This is a genomic window from Citrobacter sp. GW821-FHT07H02 (assembly GCF_059418505.1).
This window is the reverse complement of the sequence record NZ_JBWKPZ010000007.1, coordinates 59,417-71,928: the sequence shown is the minus strand read 5'-3', so window position 1 is coordinate 71,928 and position 12,512 is coordinate 59,417. Positions and strand designations below refer to the sequence as shown.

General features: G+C 50.0%; 10 protein-coding genes. 5 read left to right on the top strand and 5 right to left on the bottom strand.

The window, feature by feature from the left end; all coding sequences use genetic code 11:
• The first annotated feature begins 22 nt into the window (after positions 1-22).
• Positions 23-346, top strand: a complete 324-nt coding sequence (gene soxS, locus AC07NP_RS10150; protein ID WP_162381798.1) for a superoxide response transcriptional regulator SoxS — start codon at positions 23-25, stop codon at positions 344-346.
• Positions 347-348: 2 nt separating this feature from the next.
• Here the strand turns inward: soxS and AC07NP_RS10145 are convergent, their stop codons facing one another.
• Entirely contained in the window at positions 349-1,935 is a 1,587-nt protein-coding gene (locus tag AC07NP_RS10145) for an EAL domain-containing protein (RefSeq protein ID WP_494660389.1), read from the bottom strand.
• Positions 1,936-2,696: 761 nt separating this feature from the next.
• On the opposite strand from AC07NP_RS10145, the gene AC07NP_RS10140 reads away from it, so the two are divergent.
• On the top strand, positions 2,697-2,978 hold the full coding sequence (locus AC07NP_RS10140) for a YjcB family protein (protein ID WP_494660388.1): 282 nt from the start codon (positions 2,697-2,699) through the stop codon (positions 2,976-2,978).
• Between the two features lie 105 nt (positions 2,979-3,083).
• On the opposite strand, the gene ssb1 is transcribed toward AC07NP_RS10140, so the two are convergent.
• Complete coding sequence (gene ssb1, locus AC07NP_RS10135; RefSeq protein ID WP_192613760.1) at positions 3,084-3,614, bottom strand: single-stranded DNA-binding protein SSB1; 531 nt, start codon at positions 3,612-3,614, stop codon at positions 3,084-3,086.
• Positions 3,615-3,864: 250 nt separating this feature from the next.
• Here ssb1 and uvrA point away from each other — a divergent pair, with 250 nt between their 5' ends.
• Entirely contained in the window at positions 3,865-6,687 is a 2,823-nt protein-coding gene (gene uvrA, locus AC07NP_RS10130; RefSeq protein ID WP_276293146.1) for an excinuclease ABC subunit UvrA, read from the top strand.
• Positions 6,688-6,748: 61 nt separating this feature from the next.
• Here uvrA and AC07NP_RS10125 read toward each other — a convergent pair whose 3' ends face one another.
• A complete protein-coding gene (locus AC07NP_RS10125) occupies positions 6,749-7,099 on the bottom strand; it encodes an MmcQ/YjbR family DNA-binding protein (protein ID WP_192613762.1) in 351 nt (116 codons plus the stop codon).
• A gap of 140 nt (positions 7,100-7,239) precedes the next feature.
• Positions 7,240-7,953 carry an acid phosphatase AphA gene (aphA, locus tag AC07NP_RS10120; RefSeq protein WP_203359282.1) on the bottom strand — a complete coding sequence of 238 codons (714 nt, stop codon included), beginning with the start codon at positions 7,951-7,953 and terminating at the stop codon, positions 7,240-7,242.
• Between the two features lie 319 nt (positions 7,954-8,272).
• Here aphA and AC07NP_RS10115 point away from each other — a divergent pair, with 319 nt between their 5' ends.
• Complete coding sequence (locus AC07NP_RS10115; RefSeq protein ID WP_494660387.1) at positions 8,273-10,096, top strand: sensor histidine kinase; 1,824 nt, start codon at positions 8,273-8,275, stop codon at positions 10,094-10,096.
• On the top strand, positions 10,086-11,444 hold the full coding sequence (locus tag AC07NP_RS10110) for a sigma-54-dependent transcriptional regulator (RefSeq protein WP_203359284.1): 1,359 nt from the start codon (positions 10,086-10,088) through the stop codon (positions 11,442-11,444). The genes AC07NP_RS10115 and AC07NP_RS10110 overlap by 11 nt, the downstream gene beginning before the upstream one ends.
• Here AC07NP_RS10110 and AC07NP_RS10105 read toward each other — a convergent pair.
• Positions 11,433-12,506: an Ldh family oxidoreductase gene (locus AC07NP_RS10105; protein WP_203359285.1), complete on the bottom strand. Its 1,074-nt coding sequence runs from the start codon at positions 12,504-12,506 to the stop codon at positions 11,433-11,435. The genes AC07NP_RS10110 and AC07NP_RS10105 overlap by 12 nt on opposite strands.
• Positions 12,507-12,512 lie beyond the last annotated feature (6 nt).

The window sequence follows — 12,512 nt, the reverse complement described above, 5'->3', positions numbered from 1 at the left end:
ACACTGAGAAAGAGGCAGCAATATGTCCCATCAGCAGATTATTCAAACCCTTATTGAATGGATTGATGAACATATCGACCAACCGCTGAACATTGATGTGGTCGCAAAAAAATCAGGTTATTCGAAGTGGTACTTGCAGCGAATGTTCCGAACGGTGATGCGCCAGACGTTAGGCGACTATATTCGCCAGCGTCGGCTCCTGCTGGCCGCCGTTGAACTACGAACGACCGAACGCCCCATTTTTGATATTGCGATGGATCTGGGATATGTGTCGCAACAAACCTTTTCGCGTGTCTTCCGCCGCGAGTTTGATCGCACCCCCAGCGACTATCGCCATAGCCTGTAATATTACTGCTCGTGCTGCATCATGCTCACGAGCGGTCGTTGTAACCATTGCATGAACTCTTGCGGCGGTAGCGCTTTCGCAAAGTGCCATCCCTGACAGTAATGGACGCCGCGCTTAAGCAACCAGGTGACCTGCTCTGGTGTTTCCACCCCTTCCGCAATGGTCTTCAGACGCAGGCTTTGCGCCATTTCAATAATATGTTCCGCGATAAGATGGCTGGTACTGTTGGTGGTCAACGTATCGACAAACGATTTGTCAATCTTCAGAATGTCGACATTCAACGAATACAGATTGTGCAGGTTCGAATACCCTGTGCCGAAATCATCAATGGCAACTTCATAGCCTGCCTGACGAAACGCCTGAATCACCGGCGTCATTTTGGGCACATCAATAAATCCGCGCTCCGTCACTTCCACTTTAATTTGTTGCGCAAGCACCGAATGCTGGCGTGCTTTCTCAGCGATTAACGCAATCAGGCGCGAGGAGTGAAAGTCAGAAGCCGAGAGGTTGATCGAAATATACAGATGGGGATGCCGCGCCAGGAAATGGCCCAAATCATTGAACACCCCTTCGACGACATAATCCGTAAGCTGTTCAATCATGCCCTCTTTTTCTGCCAGTTGGATAAACTCCGTGGGGCTCATGACCTGCCCTTCACATCCCGGCCAGCGTAACAGTGCCTCCGCACCGACGCATTTTTCATTTTTGACATCAATGATCGGCTGGTAATGAACACAGAGTTGACGTTTATCAATCGCACGCTGCAGCAAACGGCGGGGAGAGTGATATTCCCGGCGGGTACGCCACCCCATCAGCAGCAAAATACTGCTACAGATAATGCCTAACGGCAGTGTCAGCGTGGCCTGGTGATACAGATTCTGGTAAAAACGATCGCTTGAAGACGAAACAATCACCGCAATCGGGCGTTTTTCGGAATGCACAATAGTGTAGAAACGATTGTCTTCCTGAAAAACTAATTTATCACGGCGTATCAGCGGGAGTAATTGTTCAACATTGGCCCACTCGCTGACAGAGAAAAATGATTCGGTGACCGTATCGTACACTCCCCAGGCCAGGGACTGATCATCAGACATCACTTCGCTGTAAGATAACGGATTTATCACCGCCACATAGTTTCCCCTTTGCATATACGTCATTTTATAGCCTGCAAAAAAAGGGGTGTCGCGATAGTAATAAATAGCGGTATCAGGTTTTCGTTGATAATTGGCGGAGGGAATAATATAAGGACTGGCGGGTGCCATAACGGTCGAACACAAGAAATGATCGCCCTGGGCATAAATTAGCTCGCTAATATACAAGCGACCACGAATAATATTCAGCATGCGTTGCTGATGCGCAGAAGTGCACGCTTTGCCATGATACTGTTCTGCTGCATCACGCGCTAAATCAGCCTGTAAGATAACCAGCTCTGTTTTATCTAACGCCAGTTGTGCAAAAGAGTGAAGTTGGTTATGCGTTTCTGATACCGCGCGTCCCTGAGCGAACCATAGCGCCAGCATCACGGGGAGCAATGCCACCATGATTGTTCCGAGGAACTTCAGCATCTTGCTGCGCGCACTACGATTCATTTCAGCCCTATTTCCCTGCAGTATATGTGCCTGTCATCATCAAGGCTGGATGTTCTGGCTCAATAATTCGAGTTGCAGGACCAGGCGTAGTGACACGGCACGTAAAAGCGAACCCAGGCACTAACAAAACGCAATGACCGGGGTGAACGAATGCAGCCGTAGCACATGCAACTTGAAGCACGTCGAGTCTATAACAAACAGGTGATTAAATTGCATGAATCTATCAACATTAGCAACAGACTTTTCTTAGTAAAAGTCTGATATTGACGGATGATGATAATATTTTCCCGTAAGGCAAACTTGAAGTTACGCTTATTTTTATTAAGGAATACGCGGCCCGACAAGGATTCGGATTTTTCTTAAATGAATGACATGCGTATTTTTAAAAAATTTCGTTAATTTTTCTGAATGGTTAATTTTACTGAAAATATAAAAGGGTAATAAAGATACATCTTTATTATCCAACGCCTGGCGCTAAATAATTTGAATAACAGCGCATGCAACCTGAAACATGACCACCAGAAATCCTCTCCCATCCTTGTTTACCACATATTTATCGTGGTTATAAAACAGGCAAAAAAGGGCGTCCCACGCTGGCGAATAAATCACTCAATGTGATATAGTTCACAAAACAAATGAAACAAAAACAACGTTTCATTAAGTCTTGTTCTCAAAGCCCGCCGATAACCAGAGTGCGCCACGTCTCCCGTGAACAGCACCGTGCTGTCCAGGGCAGCAGCTACTCTCAGAGGATTTGTTTCATGGCAACCATCACCACTGGCGTGGTTCTTCTCCGCTGGCAATTGCTGAGCGCCGTGCTCATGTTTTTAGCCAGCACGCTGAATATTCAGTTTCGTAAATCAGACGCGATTGGGCTGTCAGTCATCAGTAGCGCTCTTGGCGTGGTCTCCGCCTGTTGGTTTGCAACCGGTCTGCTCGGTATTACTCTGGTGGATATCTCGACCATCTGGAGCAATATCGAATCGGTGATGGTGGAGGTGATGAGCCATACGCCACCCGAGTGGCCGATGGTGTTAGTCTGATATTGAGAAGAGCCTCCTCCGTGGAGGCTTTTTATTAGGCAATAAAAAACCCCCTGTCGAGACAGGGGGTTGCAGAAAACACGTTACCGTATTAACCCATCATTATCAGAACGGGATGTCGTCATCGAAATCCATCGGCGGTTCGTTAGACGGCGCTGGTGCAGACTGCTGCGGACGAGACTGCGCGCCGCCGCTGAACTGATTGCCGCCCTGAGGCTGCTGAGGCTGACCCCAACCACCCTGCTGCTGACCACCTGCACTACCGCCTGCCGGAGCACCGCCGCCCTGACGGCCACCCAGCATCTGCATGGTGCCGCCCACGTTAACCACCACTTCCGTCGTGTATTTTTCTACGCCGGACTGATCGGTCCATTTACGGGTGCGCAGCTGACCTTCAATATAGACCTGAGAACCTTTACGCAGGTATTCGCTGGCCACTTCCGCCAGTTTGCCAAACAGCACAACACGGTGCCATTCGGTCTGCTCTTTCATCTCACCGGTCGCTTTATCACGCCAGGATTCGGAAGTAGCCAGCGTAATGTTGGCAACTGCGCCACCATTCGGCATATAGCGTACTTCCGGGTCCTGGCCCAGATTACCGACGAGAATCACCTTGTTTACGCCTCTGCTGGCCATGATCGTGTCTCCTGAAAAACGTTTCTTAATAAGTGTAAGCGCGGGATTGTAGCATTTCCAATAGCGCTTTTACTACGTTGCGAGGTCGATTCCAGTCAACAACCTCAGCCGGACATTGTTGCACAGGCACCTGCGTTTTGCATTCCAATACTGGATATCCATTCAGGTTTTATTGTGTCATAATTAACCGTTTGTAGTCACCGGTGGCTCCATGCGACCGGGCAAAAAGCGTTTAATCCGGGAAAGGTGAATGGATAAGATCGAAGTTCGGGGCGCCCGCACCCATAATCTCAAAAACATCAACCTCGTCATCCCCCGCGACAAATTAATTGTCGTGACCGGGCTTTCGGGTTCTGGCAAATCCTCGCTCGCTTTCGACACCTTGTATGCCGAGGGGCAGCGTCGTTACGTTGAATCCCTTTCCGCGTATGCGCGTCAGTTTCTGTCGCTAATGGAAAAGCCGGACGTCGACCATATTGAGGGGCTGTCGCCCGCCATCTCAATTGAACAGAAATCGACGTCCCACAACCCGCGCTCCACGGTAGGGACAATTACCGAAATCCACGACTACCTGCGTCTGTTGTTCGCCCGCGTTGGTGAACCCCGCTGCCCGGACCACGATGTTCCGCTGGCTGCCCAGACCGTCAGCCAGATGGTGGATAACGTGCTGTCGCAGCCAGAGGGAAAGCGCCTGATGCTGCTGGCGCCGGTGATCAAAGAGCGTAAAGGTGAACACACCAAAACGCTGGAAAATCTGGCGAGCCAGGGCTACATCCGCGCCCGTATTGACGGTGAGGTGTGCGATCTCTCCGATCCGCCGAAACTGGAACTGCAAAAGAAACACACCATTGAGGTAGTGATCGACCGCTTCAAAGTCCGTGACGATCTGTCCCAACGTCTGGCCGAATCCTTTGAAACGGCGCTGGATCTTTCCGGCGGTACGGCGGTGGTGGCCGACATGGACGACCCAAAAGCAGAAGAGTTGCTCTTCTCCGCCAACTTTGCCTGTCCGATTTGCGGCTACAGTATGCGTGAACTGGAACCCCGGTTGTTTTCATTCAACAACCCGGCGGGTGCCTGCCCGACCTGCGACGGCCTTGGCGTACAACAGTATTTCGATCCCGACCGGGTGATCCAGAATCCCGAGCTGTCGCTCGCGGGCGGTGCTATCCGCGGTTGGGACCGTCGTAACTTCTATTACTTCCAGATGCTGAAGTCGCTGGCTGAGCACTACAAGTTCGACGTGGATGCGCCGTGGGCCAGCCTGAGCGCGAATGTTCACAAAGTCGTGCTGTACGGTTCGGGTAAAGAGAACATTGAATTTAAGTACATGAACGATCGCGGTGATACCTCAGTACGTCGCCATCCGTTCGAAGGCGTGCTGCACAATATGGAACGACGTTATAAAGAGACGGAATCCAGTGCGGTACGCGAAGAGCTGGCGAAGTTCATCAGCAATCGCCCGTGCACCAGTTGTGAAGGTACGCGCCTGCGTCGTGAAGCACGCCATGTGTTTGTTGAAAATACGCCGCTACCTGCGATTTCCGACATGAGCATCGGCCATGCGATGGATTTCTTCAACAACCTCAAACTCGCCGGTCAGCGTGCGAAAATCGCAGAGAAAATCCTTAAAGAGATCGGCGATCGTCTCAAGTTCCTCGTCAACGTCGGCCTGAATTACCTGACGCTTTCCCGTTCTGCGGAGACGCTCTCCGGCGGCGAAGCGCAGCGTATCCGTTTGGCCAGCCAGATTGGCGCGGGGTTAGTCGGCGTGATGTACGTGCTGGATGAGCCGTCGATTGGTTTGCATCAGCGTGACAATGAACGTCTGCTGGGAACGCTTGTCCATCTGCGTAATCTTGGTAACACCGTTATCGTCGTAGAACACGACGAAGATGCGATTCGCGCCGCTGACCATGTGATCGATATCGGTCCTGGCGCTGGCGTTCATGGTGGTCAGGTGGTCGCAGAAGGCACACTCGACGATATCATGGCGGTTCCTGAATCCCTCACCGGCCAGTACATGAGCGGCAAACGCAAGATTGAAGTGCCCAAACAACGCGTTGCAGCGGATCCGGAGAAAGTGCTGCGACTGACAGGCGCGCGAGGCAACAACCTGAAAGACGTGACGCTGACGCTGCCCGTGGGCCTGTTTACCTGCATTACCGGCGTTTCCGGTTCCGGTAAATCCACCTTGATTAACGACACGTTGTTCCCGATTGCGCAAACGCAGTTGAATGGCGCAACGCTTGCTGAACCCGCGCCGTATCGTGATATTCAGGGTCTTGAACATTTTGATAAGGTCATCGACATCGACCAAAGTCCGATTGGCCGTACACCGCGCTCCAACCCGGCGACCTATACCGGCGTATTTACCCCCGTACGTGAACTGTTTGCCGGTGTACCGGAATCACGCTCGCGCGGTTATACGCCGGGGCGCTTTAGCTTTAACGTGCGTGGCGGGCGCTGCGAAGCCTGTCAGGGCGATGGCGTGATCAAAGTCGAAATGCACTTCCTACCGGATATCTATGTGCCGTGCGATCAGTGCAAAGGCAAACGCTACAACCGCGAAACGCTGGAGATTAAGTACAAAGGCAAGACCATCCACGAAGTGCTGGATATGACTATCGAAGAAGCACGCGAGTTTTTTGATGCCGTTCCGGCGCTGGCGCGTAAGTTGCAAACCCTGATGGATGTCGGTCTGACCTACATTCGTCTCGGTCAGTCAGCAACGACGCTCTCCGGTGGTGAAGCGCAACGCGTGAAACTGGCGCGCGAGTTATCCAAACGCGGTACCGGGCAGACGCTCTATATTCTGGATGAGCCAACAACCGGTCTGCACTTTGCGGATATTCAGCAGTTGCTGGACGTGCTGCATCAGTTGCGCGATCAGGGCAACACCATTGTGGTGATTGAGCACAATCTGGACGTGATCAAGACGGCGGACTGGATAGTCGATTTAGGCCCGGAAGGCGGCAGCGGCGGCGGGGAAATCCTCGTTTCCGGTACGCCAGAAACCGTTGCAGAGTGCGAAGCCTCACACACTGCCCGTTTCCTCAAACCGATGCTGTAGTGGTACCAATGCCGCTTCCTGGTGTGTCAGGAAGCGGCACTCATCGCCCCGAAGTTCAGTGTTATATCAACTGTTTACGTTTCTCGTCAGGTAGGGTGTTCACTGCCTGCTGATAAGAGGCGTCAACCAGGTAATAGATCTGCGAATCCGGCAGAGAGCCATCCAGATATACCGTGCTCCAGTGCGCTTTGTTCAGATGTCGACTGGGACGCACGTCGCTGTGTTGCTGGCGCAACAACTCTGCCAGTTCAGGGCTGGTTTTCAGAGAGACTGCAGGACGTTCTTCCACCTCTTTCACCATCGCGAAGAGGACATCTTCCACTTTAATTTGTGTGGCCTTCCAGTCGCTGTGCACGCTCTGCTCTGCGCCTGTTTTTGCCATGCAATATTGCAGTAACTCCGAATTGGTCATCTTTATTCCCCTTACACGCATGCCGCCCACTGAGAACATCTTTTATTCAGTGTGCAGCAAGTCAGCGAAAGGTAAAAGTGAACAGCTCAATTTTGTTTAAAAAAACAGCAAACCGGCAAACGCAACGTTCGCCCGCTGTCTTAATATTCTGAGTTGACGATCACTTCTTCACCAAACGCACCTGCCTGCGGCAACGGTTTGTAGGTTGAGTTAGACGCACGCAGAATACGAACACCACGAATCCCCACATCACGAGCGGCGGTGATATCGTTATCCGAATCGCCGTAGAACATCAGGATATTTTTACTCTGCAACCACTGTGTTTTGGTGTTCTGGCCTGCTTTATCACCCGCGAAAATCACCGGGTTCATCGCCGTTGCCGGAATATGGAAGTTATCAGCCAGCGTTTTGGAGACGGTTTCAGTTTTCGTCTGGCTACGTCCGGTAACAAAGAAGATGCTGTCGCCGCGGCGGACGTGCATGTCAATGAGCTGACGCGCAACCTCTTTCGGAATGCTGAACTCATCCCAGCCATTATTCATCTTCTCCCAGAACGCCGGATTCTTCAGGTAATCCTCACTGTCCGGAGACCAGGTTTTTTTGCCGCGCCAGAAACCTGGGCTGGAAAACAGCACGGTGTCATCAATATCAAATCCGACGGCCATCGGGGGGCGCCCTGCCAGACTGTTTTCAATTTGTGCAACAGAGACCCAGTGAATGGGGGCTTGCTCTGCGAGCTTAGCGACATTGGTTCCGGGGTGTAATGGAGAAGGAGAAGAGGCCAGAGCTTCGGCGGGACCGTTTAGTGTGAACAATAAGCAAACGGCGCTCAATGCCAGCGTTATCTTGCGCATATTTTTCCCTAAATAGTCAGCGAGTTATGATTATAAAATTGAGCCTGCGCTCAACAAAACTCTCTGACCATAACCCCGGAGGGGGGTTAAGGGAAGAATTATCTCCGGTTTTGTTATAGAAAAAGAGCATGATCACACCCGCTCCTTAATTTATGTTACTGAATGTAATATTTTCCGATATAACAACCTGTGTGATAAACCACACAGTACCCGATGTATTCTGCTCACTTACTCACACAATGGTACTATTTCATTTCTCATCATCACTGCGTAAGGAATATACTGGTCGCATTTATCATTACTCGTCCGTGGATACTGAATGAGAACACCATGCTCTTTTATTATTAAAAATAGATGGCGCTTTCACATCACAAGTATTTTTCTCCTGTTATTAATGCTGACTATCTCTGTCTTATTTTTGCATATGCGTTTTATGACCTTAGTCGGCACTGATAAAATGCGTTTAGAGATGTACAAGTCAACATTATACTCAACAATAGATCAATATTATATTTTACCTTATATGTTGTCGATGGATAATATAATAAAACAGTCTATGGACCAACCCGATGATAATGTTTCCGAGAGCCTTAATAAGCATGTTGAATACTTCAACACACAATTAAAAACAGCGGCGATATTTATTCTTAATGCGCAAGGTAAAACCATTGCTTCCAGTAACTGGAGGCAACCCGGAAGTTATGTAGGTCAGGACTATAGCTATCGCCCCTACTATAAACAAGCGATGATGGGGCTGAACGGCAGATTCTACGGTATCGGCAGTACAACGAATACCCCAGGATTCTTCCTGTCTACCGGTATCAAGCGCGAGGGAAAAATCGTCGGCGTCGTGGTCGTTAAAATCAGCCTTAATGACATTGAAAACGTATGGGCAGAAGGCCCTGAAAATATCATTGTGAGTGATGAACACAGCATTATATTTTTAAGCTCAAAGTCACAATGGCGAATGAGAACCTTAGAACCATTACCTTCTCAAATAAAAGAAAAATTACAATTAACTCGCCAATATAGTTTAAGCAATATTTTACCTGCCGATTATTATCCATGTTTCACATTTAATGAATTTATTTTCTTAAAAGAGAAAGCAAATCAATTTTGTTTATTACCGCGTTTTTACACTCAGCAAATTTCCATTCCAGAATTTAACTGGAAAATGACCATCATTGTGCCATTAGATAATTTCTACTGGACATGGGCAATTTCACTGGTAATCACCCTCATTTTGTATTTACTGGTACTGGTTATCATCAAATACTGGCGTATGCGTTCGCATGCTCAACAGTTATTAACACAGGCAAATGAAACGCTTGAGATGCAGGTTAAAGAACGTACTTATGCCCTTGAGTCCATGAACCAAAAACTGCTTCAGGAGATGAAAGAACGCAGCCAGGCAGAGCACATTATTCAACTGACACGCAGCGAACTAGCAGAATCCAACAAGCTTGCCGCCTTAGGACAGATGGCAACAGAAATCGCCCATGAGCAAAACCAGCCGTTGGCCGCGATCCATGCCCTGACGGACAACGCCCGCACAATGCTGGCGAAAAAGATGTATTCACAGACAGACCAGAATCTCAAATACATCATTTCCGTTGTCGAACGAATGACTCAGTTAATCTCGGAACTAAAAACCTTCGCCTCCCGCCATCGGGTGCCAAAAGGTTCTGCAGATGTGATTAAAGTGATGTACAGCGCGGTCGCGCTGCTGAATCACAGCATGGAAAAAAATAATCTTGAACGCCGGATTAAAGCACCGTCCAGTCCTCTCTTCGTCGGTTGTGATGAATTAGGTCTTGAGCAGATCTTTAGTAATTTGATAACCAATGCCCTGGACGCAATGGAAGATCAGCAACGTAAACGTCTGGATATATCAATTTATAAGGAAGATCATAAAGTTATCATCACACTGAAAGATAATGGCTGCGGATTTTCACCCCAAATTATTGAGCGAATATTTGAAGCGTTTTTCACCACCAAACGTCGAGGTATTGGGCTCGGTCTCGCTATTGTCAGCGAAATAGTCAGAAACTCAAATGGAACAATCCACGCCAGTAATCATCCGGAAGGTGGTGCGATGATTACTTTATCATGGCCAGAATGGAGAGAAGACAATGGTAAATAATGCAAGCGATATTACCATTATTTATATTGAGGACAGCGATGATGTGCGCTTTGCCTGCGAGCAAACGCTGACCCTCGCAGGTTATCGAGTGATATCTTGTTCTAATGCTGAGCAGAGTTTACCGGTGATTGAGAGTCAAACGAATATTATTGTACTCACTGATGTCAGACTTCCCGGGATATCCGGTTTAGAGTTATTAAACCGTATTATTGAAATCGATGCCAAAATCCCCGTCATTTTAATCACGGGTCATGGCGATGTTGAAATGGCCGTTGAAGCCATGCGCAATGGCGCCTGCGATTTTATTGAAAAACCCTGTAGCTCCGATAAATTGCTCAGCATTATTGCCAGTGCGGTGGAAAAACGCCGACTGGTATTAGAAAACAAGCAATTACTCACCCGTTTGCAACAAGAAAACGGTCCGATTCTGATTGGTCGTAGCCCGCAAATGCAGCAATTGCGAAAAATGATCATGAATGTCGCTGATACAGATGCCGATGTGCTTATTTACGGCGAAACCGGCTGTGGCAAAGAAGTTGTCGCCCGCATGTTGCACCACTGGAGCACCCGCCATAAAGGTCAGTTTGTCGCATTAAACTGTGCAGGATTACCTGAAACCCTCTTCGAGAGTGAAATTTTCGGTCATGAACCCGGCGCGTTTACCGGCGCGCTGAAAAAACGGATTGGGAAAATAGAACACGCTAACGGCGGTACACTCTTTCTGGATGAAATTGAAGGCATGCCACCGGGTATGCAGGTGAAACTATTACGTGTACTGCAAGAACGAACCATTGAGCGACTCGGCGCCAACCAATTAATTCCGGTGAACTGCCGCGTTATCGCCGCGACAAAAGAAGATCTGCTACGCCAGAGTGAAGAAAATAATTTTCGCGCTGACCTTTATTACCGTCTGAATGTGGTGAGCCTGAGTATTCCCCCTCTGCGCCAGCGACGGGAAGATATTCCAGAGTTATTTTACTGGTTCGCCAGTCAGGCTGCGCAAAAATACAATCGCCCCCTGCCCGATATTTCACCGATGCTGCTTGCCTGGCTGCAATCACAAAGTTGGCCAGGCAATGTGCGGGAACTTAAACACAATGCCGAGCGCTTTGTATTAGGATTATTGACCCAGCACCAGTCAGTGCCGATGACCCAGCAAGAAGAACGAGGTCTGACCGCCTGTATTGATGCGTTCGAGAAAAAGCTCATTGAAGATATGCTGCGACAAACAGAAGGCCAGGTCAGTTTGACTGCGCGGCTACTGCAACTGCCGCGCAAGACGTTATATGACAAACTGAATAAGCACCAGATTCAGCCCCAGCTCTACCGGTTAGATTCAACCAGCTAGCGCAGGCGTCTGGGGATGCAGACCCAAATCAATCCCTTTACGGGCGTAGTGTTCCACGACCCATGACCAGAACGCGGCCGGGATCGCAATCGTTTTGCTGTTGCGTTCCCGCGTTTCGGCCTCCGGCATCCCAGGGTAAATGACCGGCCTGCCCCCCGGCTGCGGCCGGGTCGCCAGCAGGTAGTCGGCAAAAAACTGCCCCTTCGCCTCTGCCTGATCGCTGAATTTTGCGGGATCAATGACCAGGGCAAACAGGTGGTTATGCGCGGATCCATCGGCCTGATGATCTTCTGCGATCGTATCCCCACCGGACAAGATCCCCGCCATCATTTCAATCATCAACGCCAGACCAAAGCCTTTATGTTCGCCAAACGGCAGCAGCGCCCCCGATGGCGAGGTAAACAGCACCCCCGGATCGGTGCTGGGATTGCCTTGCGCATCAATCACCTGCCCCGGTGCTGCCTGTTTGCCCTCAACAGACATCACCCGCGCTTTGTTCAACGCCATGCTGCTGGTCGCAAAATCAACCAGCATCGGCGGCCTGCCGTCGTTAAACGGCCAGGCAAAACAGAACGGATTGGTCGTCATGCGGGCCTGCGCTCCCCCCCAGGGAGCGACCAGCGCCGGTCTTCCGGTGACATTGCTCATCGCCAGCATCGCCAGCCCTTTATCGCTCGCCATCTGGCCGAAGTGTCCCATACGCCCTAAATGGTGCGCGTGGCACAAAGTGAGCAGACAAAATCCATGCTCTTTTGCTCGCTCAATGGCCGCATTCATCGCCACTTTTGCCGCGTGCTGGCCAAAACCATTATGGGCATGGTAACGCAGCAGATGGCCTTCGCTGACCAGCGCTTCTGGCCGGGCGTTGGGTGTCACGTCGCCTCTGGCGATGTTCTCAAGATATTTAGGTAATAGCGTGACGCCGTGGCTGGGAAAACCATAACGTTCAGCCTCAATCATGTGTTCAGCGACATCCTGGGCGATATCCGCATCGCAGCCGTTCAACTCAAGTAATCCAGCCGTTAACCAACGGACTTTTTCCAGTGCAATTTGCAGTGACATGGCGTA